20 protein-coding genes are annotated in these 19994 nt (G+C 68.8%); 11 read left to right on the top strand and 9 right to left on the bottom strand.

All coding sequences use genetic code 11. From position 1 onward, the window contains the following. Nucleotides 1–57 precede the first annotated feature (57 nt). From D4739_RS11405 to D4739_RS11375, 7 genes are all read left to right on the top strand, one after another. Complete coding sequence (locus D4739_RS11405; RefSeq protein WP_120060733.1) at nucleotides 58–882, top strand: oxidoreductase; 825 nt, start codon at nucleotides 58–60, stop codon at nucleotides 880–882. A 55-nt stretch (nucleotides 883–937) separates the two neighbouring features. Further along, the gene (locus tag D4739_RS11400) at nucleotides 938–2206 is read left to right on the top strand and encodes a PucR family transcriptional regulator (RefSeq protein WP_220699278.1); all 1269 of its coding nucleotides are present in this window, start codon (nucleotides 938–940) and stop codon (nucleotides 2204–2206) included. 76 nt (nucleotides 2207–2282) lie between these two features. Continuing rightward, nucleotides 2283–4292 (top strand): fatty acid desaturase, encoded by a 2010-nt coding sequence (locus D4739_RS11395; RefSeq protein ID WP_120060732.1) that lies wholly within the window; start codon nucleotides 2283–2285, stop codon nucleotides 4290–4292. A 49-nt stretch (nucleotides 4293–4341) separates the two neighbouring features. Next, on the top strand, nucleotides 4342–4902 hold the full coding sequence (locus D4739_RS11390) for a sigma-70 family RNA polymerase sigma factor (RefSeq protein ID WP_182920390.1): 561 nt from the start codon (nucleotides 4342–4344) through the stop codon (nucleotides 4900–4902). A gap of 24 nt (nucleotides 4903–4926) precedes the next feature. After that, nucleotides 4927–6651 carry a GMC oxidoreductase gene (locus D4739_RS11385; RefSeq protein ID WP_120060730.1) on the top strand — a complete coding sequence of 575 codons (1725 nt, stop codon included), beginning with the start codon at nucleotides 4927–4929 and terminating at the stop codon, nucleotides 6649–6651. Between the two features lies 1 nt (nucleotide 6652). Continuing rightward, entirely contained in the window at nucleotides 6653–8038 is a 1386-nt protein-coding gene (locus D4739_RS11380; RefSeq protein WP_120060729.1) for a wax ester/triacylglycerol synthase family O-acyltransferase, read from the top strand. Nucleotides 8039–8087: 49 nt separating this feature from the next. Continuing rightward, nucleotides 8088–8786 carry a methyltransferase family protein gene (locus D4739_RS11375; protein ID WP_220699277.1) on the top strand — a complete coding sequence of 233 codons (699 nt, stop codon included), beginning with the start codon at nucleotides 8088–8090 and terminating at the stop codon, nucleotides 8784–8786. A gap of 46 nt (nucleotides 8787–8832) precedes the next feature. On the opposite strand, the gene D4739_RS11370 is transcribed toward D4739_RS11375, so the two are convergent. Then, entirely contained in the window at nucleotides 8833–10194 is a 1362-nt protein-coding gene (locus D4739_RS11370; protein WP_120060728.1) for an amidase, read from the bottom strand. Between the two features lie 141 nt (nucleotides 10195–10335). Here D4739_RS11370 and D4739_RS11365 point away from each other — a divergent pair, with 141 nt between their 5' ends. Further along, the gene (locus D4739_RS11365) at nucleotides 10336–10899 is read left to right on the top strand and encodes a nucleotidyltransferase family protein (protein WP_120060727.1); all 564 of its coding nucleotides are present in this window, start codon (nucleotides 10336–10338) and stop codon (nucleotides 10897–10899) included. Between the two features lie 114 nt (nucleotides 10900–11013). Here the strand turns inward: D4739_RS11365 and D4739_RS11360 are convergent, their stop codons facing one another. From D4739_RS11360 to D4739_RS11330, 7 genes are all read right to left on the bottom strand, one after another. Further along, nucleotides 11014–11463, bottom strand: coding sequence for a hypothetical protein (locus tag D4739_RS11360; protein ID WP_120060726.1), 450 nt, complete (start codon nucleotides 11461–11463; stop codon nucleotides 11014–11016). Beyond that, on the bottom strand, nucleotides 11456–11908 hold the full coding sequence (locus tag D4739_RS11355; protein ID WP_120060725.1) for a hypothetical protein: 453 nt from the start codon (nucleotides 11906–11908) through the stop codon (nucleotides 11456–11458). The genes D4739_RS11360 and D4739_RS11355 overlap by 8 nt, the downstream gene beginning before the upstream one ends. Nucleotides 11909–12116: 208 nt before the next feature. Then, complete coding sequence (locus D4739_RS11350) at nucleotides 12117–13400, bottom strand: lytic transglycosylase domain-containing protein (protein ID WP_120060724.1); 1284 nt, start codon at nucleotides 13398–13400, stop codon at nucleotides 12117–12119. 8 nt (nucleotides 13401–13408) lie between these two features. Next, nucleotides 13409–13636, bottom strand: a complete 228-nt coding sequence (locus D4739_RS11345) for a hypothetical protein (protein ID WP_120060723.1) — start codon at nucleotides 13634–13636, stop codon at nucleotides 13409–13411. Continuing rightward, nucleotides 13633–13893 (bottom strand): hypothetical protein, encoded by a 261-nt coding sequence (locus D4739_RS11340; RefSeq protein ID WP_120060722.1) that lies wholly within the window; start codon nucleotides 13891–13893, stop codon nucleotides 13633–13635. Before D4739_RS11340 ends, D4739_RS11345 begins: the two co-directional genes overlap by 4 nt. Before the next feature lie 148 nt (nucleotides 13894–14041). Then, nucleotides 14042–15190: a LuxR C-terminal-related transcriptional regulator gene (locus D4739_RS17210; RefSeq protein ID WP_120060721.1), complete on the bottom strand. Its 1149-nt coding sequence runs from the start codon at nucleotides 15188–15190 to the stop codon at nucleotides 14042–14044. Next, nucleotides 15187–16311: a LuxR C-terminal-related transcriptional regulator gene (locus D4739_RS11330; protein ID WP_220699276.1), complete on the bottom strand. Its 1125-nt coding sequence runs from the start codon at nucleotides 16309–16311 to the stop codon at nucleotides 15187–15189. The genes D4739_RS17210 and D4739_RS11330 overlap by 4 nt, the downstream gene beginning before the upstream one ends. A gap of 262 nt (nucleotides 16312–16573) precedes the next feature. Here D4739_RS11330 and D4739_RS11325 point away from each other — a divergent pair, with 262 nt between their 5' ends. Then, nucleotides 16574–17155, top strand: a complete 582-nt coding sequence (locus tag D4739_RS11325) for a hypothetical protein (RefSeq protein ID WP_120060719.1) — start codon at nucleotides 16574–16576, stop codon at nucleotides 17153–17155. Next, nucleotides 17152–17661 carry a hypothetical protein gene (locus D4739_RS11320; RefSeq protein WP_120060718.1) on the top strand — a complete coding sequence of 170 codons (510 nt, stop codon included), beginning with the start codon at nucleotides 17152–17154 and terminating at the stop codon, nucleotides 17659–17661. The genes D4739_RS11325 and D4739_RS11320 overlap by 4 nt, the downstream gene beginning before the upstream one ends. A 56-nt stretch (nucleotides 17662–17717) precedes the next feature. Here the strand turns inward: D4739_RS11320 and D4739_RS11315 are convergent, their stop codons facing one another. After that, nucleotides 17718–18581 carry an NAD(P)H-dependent flavin oxidoreductase gene (locus tag D4739_RS11315; protein WP_220699275.1) on the bottom strand — a complete coding sequence of 288 codons (864 nt, stop codon included), beginning with the start codon at nucleotides 18579–18581 and terminating at the stop codon, nucleotides 17718–17720. 218 nt (nucleotides 18582–18799) lie between these two features. Between D4739_RS11315 and D4739_RS11310 the strand changes: the two genes are divergently transcribed. After that, nucleotides 18800–19993 carry a TetR/AcrR family transcriptional regulator gene (locus tag D4739_RS11310; protein ID WP_120060716.1) on the top strand — a complete coding sequence of 398 codons (1194 nt, stop codon included), beginning with the start codon at nucleotides 18800–18802 and terminating at the stop codon, nucleotides 19991–19993. The last annotated feature ends 1 nt before the right edge of the window (nucleotide 19994 follow it).

The following is a 19994-nucleotide window of genomic DNA, read 5'->3' as shown; positions in this document are numbered from 1 at the left end:
AACCTATTGTCTGCTAGTCATAATATTATGGGCAGCAGACAATCGAAAGGGCTCCTCATGACGAGTCAGGATCCGAACCCCCAGGTGGCACTCGTGACGGGCGCATCGACCGGCATCGGCCGCGCAGCTGCACGCGAGCTCACCGCCGCCGGATTCACCGTCATCGGCACCAGCCGGAACGCCGGGCGGACTGAACCTCTCGCCGGAGTCGAGTTCCTCGACCTCGACGTGGTCAGCGACGAGTCGGTCGCGACGCTGGTCAGTGAGGTCATCGAGCGCTTCGGCCGCGTCGACGTACTCGTCAACAACGCGGGTGCAGGCATGGCAGGCGCCGCCGAGGAGAGCTCGATCGGCCAGACCAAGGCATCCTTCGAGACGAACGTGTTCGGCACCATCCGGATGACCAACGCGGTCCTGCCCCACATGCGTGCGCAGGGCGCGGGGCGGATCGTGAACATCTCCTCGATCCTGGGCCTGATCCCGGCCCCGTACATGGCCGTCTACGCAGCGACCAAGCACGCCGTTGAGGGCTACTCCGAGTCGCTCGACCACGAGGTCCGCGAGCATGGCGTCCGCGTCATCCTCGTCGAGCCGGGCTACACCAGCACCGGCTTCGACACGAACGCCGCGTGGTCCGACTCCCCCATCCCTGCCTACGCACGCCAGCGCGACATCGCGCGTGACCTGGTGACCAGCGCCATGGAGAAGGCCGACGACCCGACCGTCGTCGCGAAGGTGATCGTGGCCGCTGCCACCGACGCCAACCCGCGCGTCCGCTACACCGCCGGATCGCTCGCTGGCCGGGTCAGCACTCTTCGGCGTCTCGTCCCGTGGCGCGCCTTCGACAAGCAGATCCGCAAGCTCAACCAGCTGCCGGCCTGAGGTCTGTCCGGTTGGCCGCCTCAGGGACGAGGTCGCGCCTCGCTAGTCTGCGCTCATGGGCATGAGTGCGGGTGACGCGGCAGAGCTCCCCGAGCAGGTGGTGCTCGAGCTGCGCCGCATCGCCACCGAGCTGCTGGGGAACATCTCGTCGTACGCCGACGACATGCTCGGCTACATCCTCGAACGCGTCCCGGAGGCCGGCGCCGATGACGAGCTCCGCGGCCTGACCCTGGGTTCGTGCTCGTCGAACCTCGAGGCAGCCCTGTCCATGGTCCGGCACGGCATCGATGTCGACGCCGCCAGCGCGCCGGTGACGGCCCTCGAGCACGCGCGCGCCATGGCCGCCCGCGGCTACAGCGTCGACGTGATGCTCCGCTTCTACCGGATGGGGCACGCCTACTTCAGCTCGAGGGTCCTCACCGAGATCACCAGGGTGATGCCCGATCCGGCCCTCGCCCTGTCCGTGGTGTCCAACCTGCAGGGCTTCGCCTTCGCCTACGTCGACCGCATCTCCAGCGAGGTCGCCGCCGAGTACGTCGCGGAGCTCGACCGCATCCAGAACCGGGCCCGCGCGGCCCGGACCGACGCGGTCCGAGGTCTGATCGCCGGCGACAAGGTCGACGTCGGTCGCGCCGAACGCGCCCTGTCCCATCGGCTCACCGGATGGCAGACGGCCTTCGTCTGCTGGACCGATCGCGATGATGCCGACCTGCTGCGCGTGGGCGCGACCCTCGGCGCTCATCTCGGCGCCCTGCACCCGCTGCTCGTGCCAGACGGCGCCCAGGCGCTGTGGGGGTGGGTGGCGACCGCGCGCGCTCCTGGCCTGACCCGTGAAGACTTCGCACCACTGGCGGGCCGCATCCCGAGGACCGTGCGGATCTCCATCGGCATGCCTGCACTGGGACCCGCCGGGTTCCGTGACTCCCATGCCCAGGCCCAGCGCGGCCGCAGGATCATCGAGCTCGCCGGCCACGTCGCCCAGGTGACGCCGTACGCCGAAATGGCGCTGGTGGACCTGATGAGCGGTGACGTGAACCTCGCTCGTGGCTTCGTCGCCACGGAGCTCGGTGCCCTGGCGGCCCGGGGACGCCGGGAGGACGAGGAACGTCGAACGCTGCTGGCGGTGCTCGACGCCCAGGGCGGGCTGGCCGCTGCGGCCGAAGAGCTCGGCGTACACCGCAACACCGTGCTGCAGCGCGTGCGCCGGGCAGAGGAACGCATCGGGCATCCCTCCACGGAGCGCGTGGTCGAAGTGCACACCGCTCTGCGGCTGGCCCGGGCGCTCGGCACCGTCGTGCTGTCCCCGGAGGCCCCGCGAGACTGACTGGTGTGCTGCGCGCACATCATGGTGGGCGCGACACCACTGGCAGGAGCCGTTGCCCGTTCCTATCGTCAGGAACATGTCAGCAACCACAGAGCAGCCCGCGATGGCGTCTTCGCGCCACGCGCTTCCGGACCCGGGCGAAGGCATCAAGACGATCTCCTGGCCCATCGTGGGCATCTTCTCCGGTTCCATCGCGACCTTCGCGTTCTCCACATGGGCGGCGGTCGCTGACAGGCTCCCTGCCCCCGTGACCATCGCGCTCAGCGCGACCACGATCTTCGTGCTGTTCACGGTGCTTCACGACGCCGCGCACTACTCGATCAGCACCCACCGCTGGGTCAACGTGACCTTCGGCCGCGTCGCGATGCTCTTCGTCTCGCCGCTGATCTCGTTCAAGTCGTTCGCGTTCATCCACATCGAGCACCACCGCTACACCAACGACGGAGACAACGACCCCGACCACTTCGTCAGCGGCGCACCGTGGTGGCAGGTCCCGGTCCGATTCCCGCTGATGGACGTGCCCTACCTGACCTTCCTGGTGCGCAACGTGAAGCGCCGTCCCCGGGCGGAGGTGCTGGAGACCGTGTTCCTCATGGGGATGACCGTCGTGCTGATCGTCTCCGCGACGGCCGCCGGGCACCTCTGGACGCTGGCGGTGGTCTACCTGATCCCGGCGCGAGTGGCCATGTTCGTCCTGGCCTGGTGGTTCGACTGGCTGCCGCACCACGACCTCGAGGACACCCAGCAGGAGAACCGCTACCGCGCCACCCGCAACCGGGTCGGCTCCGAATGGATCCTCACGCCGCTGCTGCTCTCGCAGAACTACCACCTGGTCCACCACCTGCACCCCTCGATCCCGTTCCACCGCTACGTCGCGGCCTGGCGGCGCAACGAGGAGGCGTACCTCGAGCGCGACGCCGCGATCGGGACGGTCTTCGGCCAGCAGCTCGACGCGGACGAGTACCGCGACTGGAAGAAGCTGAACGGCAAGCTGGCCCGCATCCTCCCCGTGCGGATGCCGAAGCGATCCACCGCCCGATCCGCGGTGTTCCACTCGATGGAGGTGGCCAGCGTGGAGCCGCTGACCGACGACAGCGTGCTGATCCGCTTCGACGTGCCCGACCACCTGCGCGACCAGTTCTCGTTCGAGCCCGGCCAGCACGTCACGGTCCGCACCGACCTCGGAGGCGAGGGCGTGCGACGCAACTACTCCATCTGCTCGCCGGCCACCTCCGACACACTCGCCATCGCCGTCAAGCACATTCCTGAGGGAGCCTTCTCGACCTTCGCGAGGGAACAGCTCCGGGCCGGGGACACCCTGGACCTGATGACACCGACGGGATCGTTCGGCACTGCGTTGCACCCCCTCGCGACAAACAACTACGTCGCGATCGCCGTCGGCAGTGGGATCACGCCGATCCTGTCGATCCTCCAGACGACGCTTGCCATCGAGACCGAGAGCCGCTTCACGCTGATCTACGGCAACCGGGACGCGGACAGCACGATGTTCCGCGACGAGCTGGACGAGATCGAGGCGCGGTACGTCGACCGGCTCCGGATCATCCACGTGCGCTCCCGCGATCCGCGGCACCCCTCACACCTGCGTGGCCGGGTCGACAGGACAAAGCTCCAGTACTGGCTCGGCGCCGATCTCGCCCCCGCCCTGGTCGATCACTGGTTCCTGTGCGGTCCGGTCGAGATGGTGACCGACCTGCACGGACTGCTGCTCGAGCGCGGCGCCGAGCCCGAGAACGTCCATGTCGAGCTGTTCCACGGCTACCAGAAGCCCAGGGACGCCCGCGACTTCGCCCCCGCGACGCTCGCAGTCGGTCTGGGCGGACGCGAGCACACGGTCCCGCTGGAGGCCGGCGACACCGTCCTCGAGTCCGCGTTGAAGGCGGGACTGGACGCGCCGTACGCGTGTCTCGGCGGGGCCTGCGGCACCTGCAAGGCGAAGGTGCTTCTGGGGGCGGTGACGATGGAGCAGAACCTCGCCCTCTCGCCTGCCGCGGTGGAGGACGGCTACGTGCTCACCTGCCAGTCACACCCGACCACGCCAGCCGTCACCATCGACTACGACGCCTGAAGCCATGTCATCGAACACGGCCCCACCGGGCCGCGACTCCCGGCTGCCCATGACTGTGGCAGGTCAGATCGAGAAGGCGCGGAGCGGGGACGTCGAGGCCTTCGGCGCACTCTACGAACGCCACGTCGACATGATCCGCGGGTACGTCATGCGCCGGGCCGGAAACCGGGAACTGGCCGAGGACGTCGTCAGCGAGACCTTCATCCGCGCCCTCACCAGGATCGGGTCGTTCACGGACGGGAACTTCGAGGCCTGGCTGACCACCATCGCGCGCAACCTCCTGCTCGACCACTTCAGGCTCTCGAGCACGAGGCTGGAGCTGACCGTCGACGAGGTGCGCGACGTCGAACGTGAAGCAGCCACGACGCAAGGTCCCGAGGACGTGCTGATCGAACGACTCGCCGAGCATGAGTCGCGCTCGAGCCTGGCGCGGGTCGAGAAGGCCATGCGCCTGGTCGCGATCGACTACGAGACCTGCCTCCGGCTGCGCTTCCTCGAAGGCCAGACCATCGCCCAGACCGCGCAGGCACTCGGCCGGAGCCAGGGGGCCGTGAAGCTCCTCCAGCTTCGAGCCACCAAGGCGGTCCGCGCCGCCCTCGCCTTCACCTGACCAGCTCGAGAACTGAGGAATCCGATGTCCACTGCCACGCCCGCGGCGCCCCACGACTACGACGCACTGATCATCGGCTCCGGTTTCGGCGGATCGGTCTCCGCGCTCCGGCTGACGGAGAAGGGCTACCGGGTCGGCGTGCTGGAGGCCGGTCGGCGCTTCGACGCAGCTGACTTCCCCAAGACCTCCTGGGACGTACGCCGCTTCCTGTGGGCGCCGAGGCTCCGCCTCTTCGGCATGCAGCGCATCCACCTGCTCAAGGATGTGATGATCCTCGCCGGCGCGGGAGTCGGCGGCGGGTCGCTCATCTACGCCAACACGCTCTACGAACCGCTGCCCCCGTTCTACGAGGATCCGCAGTGGTCAGGCATCACCGACTGGCGCAAGGAGTTGGCGCCCCACTACGACCAGGCCAGACGCATGCTCGGCGTGACCCTCAACCCGGTCATGACCGCCGCCGACAAGGTCGTCAAGTCGGTCGCCGACGACATGGGCGTGGGCAACACCTTCCATCCCACGTCCGTGGGGGTGTACTTCGGCGGTCCCGGCACCGCGCCGGGCACGGAGGTGGACGACCCGTTCTTCGGTGGCGCAGGTCCCACTCGCCGAACGTGCATCGGCTGCGGTTCGTGCATGACCGGCTGCCCGCACAATGCGAAGAACACGCTGGACAAGAACTACCTGTACCTGGCCGAGCACCATGGCGCTCACGTGCACCCGCTGACCACGGTCACCGAGGTCCGCCCGCTTCCCGAAGGGGGCTATGCGGTCACCACGGTTCGCACCGGGCGCTCCGCTCGGCGACAGAAGAACGTGCGCACCTTCACCGCCGCGCAGGTCGTCTTCTCGGCGGGCACCTACAACACCCAGAAGCTGCTGCACCGCATGCGCGACACCGGGGTGCTGCCCGAGGTTTCCGCCCGCCTGGGAACGCTCACCCGCACCAACTCCGAGTCCATCCTCGGCGCAACCGCCAGGAGCGCGGAGGCTGACTACACACAAGGCATAGCCATCACGTCGTCGTTCCACCCCGACGAGCACACCCACGTCGAGCCCGTCCGCTACGGAAAGGGCAGCAATGCCATGGGGCTGCTGCAGACCGCACTGGCAGACGGCGGCAAACGGTGGCCTCGCTGGGTCACCTGGCTCGGTGCGATCGCGCGGCATCCCCGCTACCTCACATGGATCTCGGTGCGCCGCTGGTCCGAGAAGACGATCATCCTGCTGGTCATGCAGACGCTGGACAACTCCATCACCGTGTCCGGCCGCAAGACCCGGCTCGGCTACCGACTCACCTCTGGGCCAGGCCACGGGGCACCCAACCCGACCTGGATCCCCGTCGGCAACGAGGTGGCCCGCGACGTCGCACGCAAGATCGGCGGGCTTCCCGGCGGCAGCTTCGGCGAGGTCGCCAACATCCCGATGACCGCGCACTTCCTCGGCGGCTGCGCCATCGGCGACTCCCCGGAGACCGGAGTCATCGACCCCTACCAGCGGCTGTATGGCCACCCCGGGCTGCACGTCGTCGACGGATCGGCGATCTCGGCCAACCTCGGCGTCAACCCGTCACTGACCATCACTGCGCAGTCCGAGCGGGCGATGGCGCTCTGGCCGAACAACGGCGAGGCAGACAGCCGTCCCGAGCTCGGAGCTGCCTACCAGCGGATCACGCCGGTGGCACCGAAGAACCCCGCAGTCCCTGACGCCGCCCCCGGCGCTCTGCGGCTACCGATCGTCGAGGTGAGTTGAGATGCCCAAGCTCGGTGTCAACGAACGACTGTTCCTCATCGTCGACGGGGCCAGGATGCCCCAGCACATCGCCGCGCTCGGCACCTTCACACCGCCTGCCGGTGCGGGCCCCGGCTTCGTCGATGCGCTGGCCGAGCAGTTCCGCGCCACGCGGACGTTCGCTGCGCCGTTCAACTACATGCTGCATAGCCGGGTTCTCCGTCGGGTGGCGCCATCGTGGCGGGTACTGGGCGACCACGAGATCGACCTCGACCACCACTTCCGCCGGCACACCCTGCCGGCGCCCGGCGGTGAGCGGGAGTTCGGCGAGCTCATCTCGGCCCTGCACACCGAGCGTCTGGACTGGCGTCGACCGCTGTGGGAGTGCCACCTGATCGACGGCCTGGACGATGGCCGGTTCGCCCTGTACTTCAAGGGGCACCACGCCCTGATGGACGGCGTCGGTGGCGTGCTGCGCTACACCCAGATGGTCACCCCGGACCCGCACGACACCGCCCTGCGTCCCCTGTGGACCATCGGGCCGCGCCCCCGACGTGCCCGTTCGGGGCACAAGGCCCGGGCCAGCTCGCTCAGCACGGTCAGCGGCCTGCTCGCAGCCCGACGCGACATGAAGCGCAACGCAAGGAGGCCGGTCGATCCGGCCACTGCGGCACCGTACGCCGCACCGGGAACGGCGATCAACAGTCGGCTCTCCGAGCAGCGCCGCATTGCGACCCAGTCCTTTGACCTCGCGCGGATCAAGGCGGTCGCCAGGGCGGCGGAGGTCACCGTCAACGACCTGTTCGTGACCATCGTGGCCGGAGGACTACGGAGCTACCTCGCCGAGCACGGCGACCTGCCCACGCAACCGTTGACCGCAGGCACCCCGGTCAACGTGCGTGCCCCTGGTGACGACAGCACCGGCAATGCGTTCAGCATCGTGCTCGTGAAGATGTTCACCGACATCGCCGACCCCATCGAGCGCCTCAGGGCAGTGGCCCGGTCCAGCACCATCGCGAAGGACGACATCCGGAGCAGGACCAGGGAGGTTGCTGCCCACTACGGGACGCTGATCGGCGGCGCGTTCGTCGTCAACCAGCTGACCGGTCTCGCCGGCCGCCGTCCGCCGCCGTACAACGTCACGGTGTCCTGCATCCCCGGACCCGCCGAGCCCTTCTACCTCGCGGGCGCCCAGCTGGAGGGGATCTATCCGCTCGCCTGCATCTACCACGGGGCGACGTTGTTCGTTGCCTCGTGCACCATCTCGGGCACCTTCAGCGTCGGCTTCGTCGGCTGCCCGGACACCGTGCCCCACCTCCAGCGGCTCGCTGTCTACACCGGCGAGGCACTGACCGAGCTGGAGACCGCCCTCGAGACGAAGGAGGTCCGCCTTGACCACGACGCCTGAACCATCTGCCCGGCGAGAGGCCCGACCCGTGCCGCGATACTCACGGGTCGTGCGCGGACTGCAGCAGCGCCTGGTCAACGACATGCCCGGCGGACCACGCCTCATCCGCTTCTCGACCGTCATCAACTTCCAGAAGTGCCTGATGTTCGCCTATCTGGGCGCACTCATGTGGCTGTACGACGATCACACGGCCGCTGCCACCAGCATGGCGGCCTGGATCTATCTCGCCCTGCACGGCTCGTACGGCCTGGTCTGGTACCTCAAGGACAAGGCCTTCCCGGATCCCGGGTGGCAGCATCGGCTGACCCTGCCCGGTGCCGTGAACGCGATCCTCGGCGTCCTGGGTTGGTACTGGCTGTTCGGCTGGTTGCTGATCTCCGGCCGTGGGGGCGACTACCCGATCGACGACAAGCCATGGTTCGCGTTGTGCATCACCCTCGTCACGCTCGGCTCAGTCGTGATGATCGCGGCCGACGCTCAGAAGTTCTTCACCCTGCGGATCCAGGGCGGGCTCATCACCGACGGGATGTTCCGCTTCGTGCGGCACCCGAACTACACCGGCGAGATGATGATCTACCTCGGGTTCGCGCTGATGGTCTGGCACTGGTTGCCGTTCGTCGTGCTGGCGTGGGTGTGGGGTGGTCTGTTCACAGCGAACATGCTGGCCAAGGAAGCGAGCATGAGCCGCTACCCCGAGTGGGCTGCCTACAAGGCACGCACGCGTTGGGTGATCCCGCGCGTGCTGTGAGCGACCCGCCCCGGCGGCGACAGCAGGGCGTTGAATCTCGGTCGGCTCATCCGGGAACAGTCAGCGGAGCCGTGCGGGTCCACGGCTGCATCCGTTCGATCTGGGCCGCGATCCCGAGGAGGAGGCGCTCGCTCCCCGGCCGGCCGACGAGCTGAACCGCAACCGGGAGCCCGGACTGATCGAAACCTGCCGGCACGGACACGGCCGGCCAGCCGATCACGTTCCACGGCGCCGCGAACGGCGCGTAGCGGGCGTTGGCGAGCATCGTCGGCAGCCAACCGCCGGCAGACCACTGCTTGGCGGCGATCGGCGGCTGCGCCAGGGTCGGCGTGATCAGCACGTCGACGTCGGCGAAGAACTCCTCCGCCCGGGCCCGCCAGTGCTCCCGTGGAGCCTGCTTCGGGTGTCCGAGCCGCGCCATCGCCCGACCGATCGCGACGTGGCGACGGTTGCGCGGCTCCAGAGCGGACGGATCGTCCAGCATCTCGGCGTCGGCCAGGGCTCCCGTGGTCCACAGTGCCAGTGCGGTCACCGGGATCAGCGTCGCGGGGTAACGCGGCGTCGCTTCGCGGACGTCGTGGGCCTCCCGGAGCAGCTGCGCCGTGCGTGTGGTCGCGCCCGACCACGCACGAGCCACCGGGATGCCCGTGGCCGGCGGTGCGGTCGAGACAGCGATCCGGAGCCGTCCGGGCTCGACGACCTCGGCGTACGACGGGTCCCCGGCGAGCACCGACAGCATCAGCGCCGCATCCCCGACGGTGGTGGCGAGCGGACCGTTCTCGGCCATCCCGTGCCAGTCGTTCGCGCCGAGGTCAGCCGGGACCACGCCGGTTCCCGGCTTGAGCCCCACCAGTCCGCAACAGGCAGCCGGGATCCGGATCGACCCCATGCCGTCGTTGCCGTGGGCAATCGGCACATCACCCACGGCGACGGCGGCAGCAGATCCGCCGGAGGACCCACCCGGCGTCCGGTCCGGCGACCAGGGGTTGTGGGTCACCCCGAACGCCGAGTCCGTGGCTCCCCAGATGCAGAGCTCGGGCACCCGGGTGAGGCCGACCACGACTGCGCCGGCAGCGCGCAGGCGGCGTACGACCTCGTGGTCGGCCTGCTGTGGTGCGGGGTCGGACGCCTGTGCACCGTCGCGCATCGGCTCGCCCGCGACCGGGATGTTGTCCTTGATGGCGATCGGCACCCCAGCAAGTGGCAACGAGCTGCGATCAGGGTGTGCGTCGACTGCGTCGGCCTCGGCCAGCGCGGCGTCCGGTCGGAGCACCTGCCAGGCATTCGTCGTTGCCTGGGTGGCGGCGATGCGCGCGAGGGCGGCTTCGACCGCGCCGCGTGCGGTGCCCGTGCCTGCTCGCGTCGCTGCGGCGATCTCGACTGCTGTTGGTGATGGCGAGGTCCTCACAGCGAGACTCCGACCGTCACCCACGAGTCATCAGCACCCATGCGCTTCAGCATAGGTCCGCCCGATCCCGTTCCCTCAGGAACTGCATCGGCCTGGGCCATGACACGATCGAGCACCAGACGAAGGACGCCGAGGACGACGATGCACGCACTGTTGCTGGCCGCAGGGTCGGGCAGCCGCATGGGGATGCCCAAGGCGCTGGTGCGCGATCAAGACGGTGCCGCGTGGGTCACCACCTCGGTCGAGCGGCTCCGGCAGGGAGGGTGCCAGTCCGTGACGGTCGTCGTGGGCGCCCAGGCGGAGCTGGCCAGAGCCCTCGTCCCGCAAGGGGCGTTGATCGTCCACGCACGCGACTGGCACCTGGGCATGTCCGCGTCGCTCCGCGCCGGGCTCGAGGCACTGGAGCCGACCTCGGCCACGGCCGTCCTCGTCCACCTCGTCGACCTGCCGGACGTGACGCCGGACGTCATCCGTCGTCTCGTGGACCTCGGCGACGACAGCGCGGTACTGGCGCGTGCGGGGTACGACGGAACGCCGGGGCACCCGGTCCTGCTCGGCCGTGCGCACTGGGCTCCACTCCTCGCGCGGACCCGTGGAGACAGCGGAGCGCGCGACTACCTCAGGACGCACCTGGTGACGCTCGTCGAATGTGGCGATCTGGCGACGGGCCACGACATCGACACCCCGTCGCGCGACACGGAGTGACGAGCTGGGCAGCGCGCGGACTCTGCTCGATGAACCACAGGTCTCGGTATCCGAACGGATAGCAGTCCGTCAGACTCACGATGTCCCCCGCACTCGAATCCCAATGGCCCGCGGTCAGAGATCTCCCGAGATGGGCCTGCGCGCATCGTTCGCGGCCCGAACCCCCGCTGCAGCGCGGGGGTGGCAGCTGAGCCTGCTGGTGCATGCATGCGTGGCTTCCCAAGGCTCGAGCGAGAGTGCGGCGTCGATCCTTCCTCGAGGCCGCACAAGGGCCACGTAGGCCTCGGGCTCCATGCCTGCGTTGTGCGCCTCTCGCGCGAGTGCGAGCCAGTCGATCGTCTGGAGGCAGCGCGGGCATCCGGGTCGGCGGGCGAGATGCGACACGTGGACCAGGACCAGGACGACGGCCCCGCCGAGGAACAGCACGGTGGCAGTCCGGACGCCCATGGGGAATCCGAGCCGAGCTCCCACGAATCCCCCACCGAGCAGCGGGACAACCAGCAACCCCCACCAGAGCATCCGGAGCGTCAGGTGGAAGCGTCGCAAGGATCGCAGGTCAGCCATCGCAGTCCTCCGGACCGCTGTTCGCCCGGGGGTAGAGGGCGATGTCGATCAGGGAGCCCCGCATGGCCCGGATGCATGCACGGCAGGCCTCCCGCTCGAGGGGATTGACCTCATGACCCCAGAAGACGTACCAGGAGACGGCGTACTCGCCACAGGCAGTGAGAACGCCCCCATTCTCCTTGACGTGGTAGGTCCCCCACGGAGCCCGATCGACAGAGGCGGAACGCGGCTGCTGATGCGGGGCCGTGACCAACCAGTCGGCGCCGGCGCAGCCGGTGCCCGGAAGGCATTGACCTTCGCGAATGGCACGCACGGCATTCTCGGACAGGACCGGCACGACGACTGGCGAGCCGTCCGACTTCCGGGTGCGTCGGCGCTGAGACGGCACGCTGCGCAGCCCGGGGCGGCGATGCGGGCCGACGAGGTCGGCTGCCACGGCAGTCATGGGGTAACCACTGCACTGGTCATGAGTCGAGTCCTGTTCTGCGAGCAAGGTCGCTGCGTGTCTGTTGGTGGAGCGGAGCAACGGGGAAGCGGGCGGTCTCGGCTGCCGGCGCGTCGAGCACTGGCTGAGCGAGCCCTCTGTGGTGCCGAGACCACCCGCCGTTTGAGCCGTGCCCGACCTGGGGACGGGCGCGGAATCTGCGGTTCGATCAGTTGCCGTAGGTGGCCATGCACGCGTTCCACTGCACCGGGGTGAGCAGAAGGTTGTAACCCTTGGTCGTGCATGACGCCGTTGCCTCGACGAGCGAGAGCGTGCCGTTGACAGTGCTCTCGACCACCGCGCCGACGCCGCTCGACGTTCCGGTGACGGGCTCGAGCACCTTGTCGACGGATTGCGTTGTCTTGGAGATGGCCTCGGTCAACGCGCCGGTCGTCGAACTGCTCCCACCGGCGGACCCTCCGCCCGACTGACTGCCGGAGCCGGTGGTCACACCAGCGCCGCTCGAGCCGCCCGAGGAGCCGGCGGAGGTGACGGGTCCCGTTGCAGAACCCGTCTTCCCGGTTCCGGTGCCACCGGCCTTCGTGCTCGATGCACCCTTGCCTCCCCTGCCGCCGCCCTGCGTGTAGCTGGTCGGCGGGCTGAAGGTGTAGGCGGAGGCAAGGTAGTTGGGGACGGCGGTGTAGTCGCCCTGGAGGTAGGCGTCGCGGATCTTGAGGACCAGGTCGACGTACTCCTGGGAGTGGTTGTAGCGGAAGACGGCGGTGCGTCGGCCGGTCTCGCCGCCGAGGTCGTCGTTGCCGGAGCAGAGGTAGACGGCGGCGGCGAGGGCTGCGTCGTCGATGTCTTGGGGGTTGCGCTTGCCGTCGCCGTCGGCGTCGACGCCGACGACGGACCAGGTGGAGGGGATGAACTGCATGGCGCCGACGGCGCGGTCCCAGACCTTGTCGCGGTCGTACTGCCCGGCGTCGGTGTCGCTGATGGCCTGGGTGTTGTGGGTGCCGTCGAGGGCGATGCCGTAGATGCCGGGGTGTGAGACACCCAAGGTGTCGAGGGTGTTGCCGCCGTAGCGGCCGTGGTCGGACTCGACGCGGCCGATGGCGGCGATGAGGGCCCAGTCGATGTGGCAGGCCTTGTCGGCGGCGTTGATGACGGTCTCGGCGCGCTGGTAGGCGGCGAGGGCTGCGGTGGGGATGCCGTTGGTCGAGGAGGCGGCGACGATCTTGGCGCCGTCACCCTCGGCGATGCCCAGGCCGGCGTTGCCGGAGACGGAGTAGGTCGCTGGGTCTTCGAGGGCCTCGATCGGCACCATCGAACCGTCCGGGAGGGGCGAATCCTCGGCTGACAGGGCTCCCCCGACCCCCACCAGGTTGGCCGTCCAGGCCGCCGACAGGAACGCCAGCGGGACCAGGGCAGTTGCCTTCTGGGCATTGCCAAAACGGGGAGAGGATGTGCGCGCATCCTGTGCTTTCACGCGGCGACCGGCGGTCGTCATCAACGACCTCAGCTCGCCAGGGGCCGGGAACACCACGCGGCATCGAGCCGCTCGGCGTCTGCCCGGAGGGCTTGGGCCGCGGCGCGGGCGCCCAGCACCGATGACGGGCAGGGAACCCAGTAGGGCACCTCGGCTGCCTCCGCAGCAGCCCGGTCATCCTCCGCCTTCGCCAGCCTGCGCAGCTCGCGCGCCAGAGCGACAATCATCTCGGTGCTGGCGCTTGCGTGGGTGGTCATCGCGAGCCCCCCACCAGCTCGGCCGGGACGACGTGCTGGTCCGTGAGGCCGCAACTGATCATGCAGTGCCTGCACGTCGCTGCCGACGCAACGGGAAATGGCAGCTCCCAGAACATGCGCCAGTCGAGCGCTACCCGCCCGCAGGCCGTGTACGGCGAGCCGGGCTTGCGAGCATGCTGCTCGCCGACCGGGCGCGACCCGCTCTCACCAGCGGCCTCGCGGCCACGGGTGCCGTGCGGCGCCGACACGAAGTACATGGGAAGTGGCCTGGGTGAAGGGCGATCCATGGTCGACATGGCTCCTCCGAAGGGGTGTGGGAACTGTGGTTTCCACCGTACGAAGGGCGTGGCGTGCGTCACATCACCCTGCGGTGGTCACCACACCCCCACCAAGGGGCAGACGATCTCAGAAGGTCGAGGTGCCCGCAGCACGCGCGATCGCCTGCGCGCGGTTGGAGACACCGAGCTTTCGCAGGATCTGCTTGACGTGGGACTTCACAGTGTCCTCAGCGATGACCAGTCGAGCGGCGATGGCGCGGTTGGCCGCGCCGGCGACCATGAGACCGAGCACTTCGGTCTCGCGTGCGGTCAACTCGGCGAAGGCCTGCAGGCGCGCACGAGTCGCGAGCTCGCCCGACCGCGGGGCTGCCCCGAGCGAGTCAGGAAGCGACCGGAGCGCGGTGTCCAGGATCGCGCCCACCTGAGCGCGCTGTGCCTGGACCCTCTCCATGAGAACGGTGCGCTCATGGATGCGTGCGAAGCCATCCGCGAAGGCCCAGAGCAGGTCACGGTCCGCTTCCGACGCCACGCGGTTGGTCGGGAAGTGATCGGCATGCAGGAACGCAACGACCGAGCCGCGCGAGCAGACCGGTGCCACAACGTACGACAAGGAACTCCCCGCTTCGACGATGATGTCCTCGTGGACCTGCGTCGAGGCGGTGTCCAGGATCAGCGCCGGACGACGCTCCGTGAGCAAGCGCGCCTCGGGAGTCAGCCCCTGAAGCGGGATCTCCTGTCCGATCCAGTCATCGAACCAGGCGTCGTCGGCCTCCGCGAAGAAGGCCTTGCGCGGCTTCCATGCATTTCCTTCGACACTCGAGATGGTGACGCGACCGAATCCGGCGCGGTTCGCGATCTCCTCACATGCGGTCTCGACCAGGTCGTGCGAGGTGGGCAGGCCGCGTAGCCGGGCCAACCCCTCGGCACACTCGGCCAGTCGGCGGTTGCGCTGGACCAGGTTCTCCTCGTGCATGTCGAGAGCAACCTGTTGGAGCTGCAGCGCGAGGTCCAGCAGGTCGCGAGCGCGCTGCTCGTCCCCTCTGTCATCCACCTGCGCCTCTCCGACGCAGATGCGTGCGAGTGTCGCGACGCGCTCGGGCGAGTAGTCCTCCGTCGGATCCTCGGCCATCAACGCGCCGGGGTTGACGCCGAGGGCGTCACCCACGAGCAACCTCAACTCGGTCGCGCGAGCGCGGTGCTGCCCGGTCAGGCGCGGCCGCACGCTGCGTCCGGTCGACGCGAAAACGGTTGACTTGGCCTGCGCGGCCACGCTCATGACGCAACTCCGAACCGGTCGTTGCTCCTGAGATGCTTGGCAATCGCCTCCGCGCGGTTGCTGACGCGCATCTTGCGAAGGATGTGCTTCACGTGGGACTTCACCGTGGTCTCGGAGACAGTCAGTCGGTCCGCAATCTCAGGATTGGTGGCACCCGAGATGAGGAGCGCGAAGACCTCCCGCTCACGGGAGGTGAGCCCATCCGCAGGGGCACCGCCCCCGGAGTCTCTCCGCACGACAGGTGCGGGAGCCTCCCCCGTGAGAACGACGGGGGCATCACAGAGCTGATCCACCACGAGCTCGGCGCGAGCGAGCGCAGCGTGAATCTGGCGACGCTGCTCCTCCAGAGCCTCGAGCAGCGCCAGTCGCTCGATTACCAGTCCGATGCCGTCGCCGAAGGCGCGGATGGTCACCCGGTCAGCCTCGACCAGAGCGCGTCCTGACGCAGTCGCGTCAGCATGGAGGAGCCCCACGACCGAGTCGCCGGACACCACCGGCGCGATGACGTAGGACTCGCAGTGCGCGACGCTCAGCAGCGGAGCAAAGGTCCGGGTCTCATCAGCTGCATCGCACACGAGGGCAGTGACCCGTCGGCGCACGATCTCCGCCTCGATCGAGCCACTTGCCAAGGTGAAGGTTGCCCCGTGAACGAACTCGCCGAAGGCTTTGTCCTCGGGCGCGCCGGGTTGGGTCGTGAACCACGTCTCCGGCGACCACGACGAACCCTCAACCCGGGAGAAGAGCACTCGATCGAAGTTCCCTGCCCAGGCAAGCTCCGACGGCAGCGCACGGAGAACATCGACCAGGCACGTGGCGGCCTGGATCCGCTCGAGCGCGAGGTTGACGCGACGGGCCGCGAGCAGCGGAGCAGGGAGAATTCGGTCGGCGACAACGGCGATCGCGGCCTCGGTCGCGGCATACAGCGCACGCTGGTCATCCAGCTCGACGCCGCTCCACCCCAGCACGCTCGGCGAGTCAAGCGCTTCGAGGCCGGACGTGTTGGCGGGCAGGGCCGCTGCGACCGCAAGGGAGCGGATCCTTGCCTCGATCCCGCGGCGCCGACCTTCCAGCCCCTCACCCTCGAGGAACGATCCCGCCTCGCAGCCCAGTGAAACAGTCATCTGTCGGACCCAACCCCTTGTCGCCGTAAACTTGCGGAGCATTTACTTCCCTCCCATCGTGACGGTCGTCACAGCGCAAGTCAACCCCGGCGCGCAGGCCGTCGTCAGGCCATATTGCGGCGCTCTCGCCCTCAGTCGGCCAGCATCCGCGAAAGCGACCGTGGCCTCCTGGGGGTTACGCATGGTTTACTTCGAGGAAATCATCGGCAGCCTCGGAACCCTCCCCCACTGCCGGTATCCGCTGCGATCAGGAGGTTGGTCAGTGGACACGACCACAGAAGAGGCCGAGGGGCACGCGCCGGACACGACCCCGGCCGCGAATCTCCAGATCGATGGCCACGCCGCCACGCTGACCAGGCGGTTCGTGCTTGCCGCTCTCGCGCTGGCGCTCGCGCTGGGCGCACTGGCGGCGTGGAAGCCGTGGAGCAGCGACAAGGGCAGCGCCGAGCAGCGGACGGTGCAGGCCCGCGACGGAGCCTCCGAAGCTGCGTCGCGTGCGCTCGCAGCCCTCAACACGGTCGACCCCCATGCCGCCGAGCAGACCGTCGACGGATGGATCGGGCGCTCAGGTGGCGCACTCGAGTCCAAGCTCAAGAAGGGCCGCACCAAGGCCATCCGGACCATGAAGCGTGGAGGGTCGACGACAGCAACCGTCCTGGAGACCGCCGTGTCCGCACTGGACGAGACCGCAGGGATGGCGACCATCCTCGGCGTCGTTGAGATCCGGGCGACGCCAACGAGCGGCAAGGCCACCACATCCGTCTCCCGGTTCCGCGTGCTGATGCAGCGGCTCGGGACGGACTGGAAGATCACCTACCTGGAGACCGTGAGGACGACGTCATGATCAGCGCTCCCGCCACCACCCGGGCGAGGACCATTGCAGCCCTCGCGGCCGTTCTCGTCCTTGCAGTCATCGCTGCGCTCGCACTCCAGGTCTGGCAGACAGACGGCGGCGACGACAACGTCGCCTTCGTCTCCGCAACCACCACAGAGGCGCTGTTGCGCGAGGGCACCGCCACCACCGAGAAGATCTTCTCCATCCGTCCCGACCGGGTCGCCGAGACCCAGCGGCAGGCAGCGTCCGCGCTCGTGGGTGACGGCGTGGCCCAGTACGACAAGCTCTACGGCCCCCACCTCCGACGAGCGAAGGGCCAGGGTCTCACGCTCCGTACGACGGTACGCACGCTCGGCGTGATCTGGCTGAAGGGCGACGACGCAGAGCTGCTTGTCTTCGCCGACCAGCTGGCGACGACGCCGTCCGGTCAGACCGGGAGCGGGCCGGCGCAGCTGGTTCTCCGGATGCACAACGCGGGCGACGCATGGAAGGTCGCCGGCATCCGCCTGCTGTGATCGAGCAGTCGGCGTCCCCAGCCGAAGTGCCGAACCGAAGTACTCAGCCGGCTTGCTCAGCTGGCGAGGCTGGCGCGCGTCTCGGCCTTCGCCGCGGCGTACTGACCGGAGATCCTGGCGATGAGCGTCGCGACGTCGGGGATGTCCCGCACGCCGGAGACGCTGTGCCCGGCGCTCCACAGGTCCGGGCTCGACGTCAGCCGGTCCTCCCGGAAGTCGCCCGCCGAGACCGGAGCCGACTCGCGGTTGTCGAGCCACTCGGCCAACAGGCTCGCGGGGAGTCCACTCACCTCACTGGTCAGCCGGACGTCATCCATCGTCGATCGCACGAGAGCGTCGCGGTACTCGCGAGAAGCGAGACTCTCGCGGGTCGCGATGAACTGGGTGCCCATGTAGGCGAGGTCGGCTCCGAGCACCTGGGCGGCAAGGACAGCGCGGCCGTCAGCGATGCCGCCCGCGGCAACGATCGCGCCGTCGAAGATCTCGCGCACTGCCCGCACGAACGCGAACGGATTGGCCTGGCCGGTCTGCCCGCCGGCACCGGCAGTCAGCAGCACCAGACCGTCAACGCCGGCAGCAATGGCCTTCTGCGCCTGGCGCAGCGTGGCGACGTCGGCGAACACCGCGCAGCCCGCTGCGTGGAACCGGTCCATGACCGGCGCGGGCGATCCGACGCTGGTGATCACCAGCTCCACGCCATGCGCCACGAGGCGATCGAGGTCGGCATCGAGTCGCTTGTTGGTCGGGTGCACGACCAGGTTCGGAGCGATCGGCGCGGCGTCCGCACCCAGCTCGTCCGACATCCGCCCGAGCCAGCGGTCGAGCTCGTCCACCGAAGGCGCGTTGTGCGTGGGAAAGGACCCGACCACGCCATTGCGACAGGCGGCGATGACGAGGTCCTCACCCGAAACGCCCGTCATCGGGGCCGCGATCAACGGTAGGGCCAGGCGCTTCAAAAGGGCAGGCGACACGGTCATTGCGATACCTCCGGCGCGGCCGGCGTGACATGATAAGTAAATCGATGACCGGCCAAGATAATCACTGCGGACCGAGAATCGAACCGCACTAGTTGCCCTAAGTAAACCACGCATAACCTACGTGGGCAATCGCTCCACGGCCGGACGGACAGGGGAGGAAAGTGACCGAGGTGACGCGACGAGCGCCGCTCAAGCGGACGCCACGACCACGCGATCGCAAGCAGCAGATCGTTGCTGCTGCGGGCGAGCTGTTCTACCGCCACGGTTTCCACAACGTCGGCACCGGGCAGATCGCGGATTCGGTCGGCATCACTGCCGGAGCGCTGTACCGCCACTTCAAGGGGAAACAGGACCTCCTCAGCCACACCCTGACCGAGGCGTTCGATCAGGCGACGCGCCTCGTCACTCAGAACCCTCCCCGTGACCTCCAGGACCTGATCAGGCGCATCGCATCCACTGCGGGCGAACGTCGCTACCTCGGCATCCTGTGGAACCGCGAGGCACGTTTTCTCAGCGACGATGCGCGGGCAGCGATGCGCGAGCGGTTCTTCGCCTTCCTCGACGAGTTCGCCCGCCAGCTCCGGTCGACCCGACCCGACCTGTCCGCGGCCGACGCTGACCTGCTGGCATGGTCGGCGCTCGCCGTCCTGACCAGCCCGTCCTACCACGGCAGCAGCATGGATCCCGGAGCGCTCGTGGACCTCCTCGAGCAGATGACCCTTGCCGCGTGCACCACCCCGCTCGCGCACCCATCGCCCACGGGATCGGCGCCGGAGCCGGAGTCCCCTGGGCTCCTGCCTCACGGGCGCCGCGAGGCCACGCTGGCGGCAGCGACCCGCCTCTTCCACGATCGGGGCTATCAGGCGGTCTCCATGGAGGACGTCGGCGAGAGTGTCGGCATCAGCGGCGCCGCCATCTACAAGTACTTCCCGCGCAAGGCCGACCTTCTTTCCGCGGTGATCGCGCGGGCCTCGGAGCCGCTCCAGCTCGGCGCCACGCGCGCCCTCGCTCGCGCTCGCGACAGCCGGGAAGGCCTCGAGAACCTGCTCGATGCCTACGTGGAGTTTGCTCTCGTCCACCACGACCTCGTCGGCATCCTCGTCGCTGAGGTCACGAACCTCCCGGACGAACACCGCCGGGACGTGCGGCGGGCACAGCATGACTACGTCGCCGAGTGGATCCGGCTGATCCGCGAAACTCGACCCGCCCTCGACGAGTCACAGGCACGGTTCGTGGTCCACGCCGCCCTCACGGTGATCAACGACGTCGCCCGCACCGACCACCTCCGGGCACGGCCAGCGGTCGACGACGACCTGCGGTCCATCTGCAGGCGGATCCTCGACGTGCAGCTCTGAG

Source organism: Nocardioides cavernaquae, assembly GCF_003600895.1.
Taxonomy (GTDB): Bacteria; Actinomycetota; Actinomycetes; order Propionibacteriales; family Nocardioidaceae; genus Nocardioides; species Nocardioides cavernaquae.
The sequence above is the reverse complement of the archived record's forward strand: the minus strand, read 5'-3'. Positions and strand labels throughout refer to the sequence as shown.

Coding starts and splice junctions, on each gene's coding strand:
- D4739_RS11405 (WP_120060733.1), top strand. CDS start 58: ATGACGAGTCAGGATCCGAACCCCCAGGTGGCACTCGTGACGGGCGCA.
- D4739_RS11400 (WP_220699278.1), top strand. CDS start 938: ATGGGCATGAGTGCGGGTGACGCGGCAGAGCTCCCCGAGCAGGTGGTG.
- D4739_RS11395 (WP_120060732.1), top strand. CDS start 2,283: ATGTCAGCAACCACAGAGCAGCCCGCGATGGCGTCTTCGCGCCACGCG.
- D4739_RS11390 (WP_182920390.1), top strand. CDS start 4,342: ATGACTGTGGCAGGTCAGATCGAGAAGGCGCGGAGCGGGGACGTCGAG.
- D4739_RS11385 (WP_120060730.1), top strand. CDS start 4,927: ATGTCCACTGCCACGCCCGCGGCGCCCCACGACTACGACGCACTGATC.
- D4739_RS11380 (WP_120060729.1), top strand. CDS start 6,653: ATGCCCAAGCTCGGTGTCAACGAACGACTGTTCCTCATCGTCGACGGG.
- D4739_RS11365 (WP_120060727.1), top strand. CDS start 10,336: ATGCACGCACTGTTGCTGGCCGCAGGGTCGGGCAGCCGCATGGGGATG.
- D4739_RS11360 (WP_120060726.1), bottom strand. CDS start 11,463: ATGGCTGACCTGCGATCCTTGCGACGCTTCCACCTGACGCTCCGGATG.
- D4739_RS11355 (WP_120060725.1), bottom strand. CDS start 11,908: ATGACTGCCGTGGCAGCCGACCTCGTCGGCCCGCATCGCCGCCCCGGG.
- D4739_RS11350 (WP_120060724.1), bottom strand. CDS start 13,400: ATGACGACCGCCGGTCGCCGCGTGAAAGCACAGGATGCGCGCACATCC.
- D4739_RS11345 (WP_120060723.1), bottom strand. CDS start 13,636: ATGACCACCCACGCAAGCGCCAGCACCGAGATGATTGTCGCTCTGGCG.
- D4739_RS11340 (WP_120060722.1), bottom strand. CDS start 13,893: ATGTACTTCGTGTCGGCGCCGCACGGCACCCGTGGCCGCGAGGCCGCT.
- D4739_RS17210 (WP_120060721.1), bottom strand. CDS start 15,190: ATGAGCGTGGCCGCGCAGGCCAAGTCAACCGTTTTCGCGTCGACCGGA.
- D4739_RS11330 (WP_220699276.1), bottom strand. CDS start 16,311: ATGACTGTTTCACTGGGCTGCGAGGCGGGATCGTTCCTCGAGGGTGAG.
- D4739_RS11320 (WP_120060718.1), top strand. CDS start 17,152: ATGATCAGCGCTCCCGCCACCACCCGGGCGAGGACCATTGCAGCCCTC.
- D4739_RS11315 (WP_220699275.1), bottom strand. CDS start 18,581: ATGACGGGCGTTTCGGGTGAGGACCTCGTCATCGCCGCCTGTCGCAAT.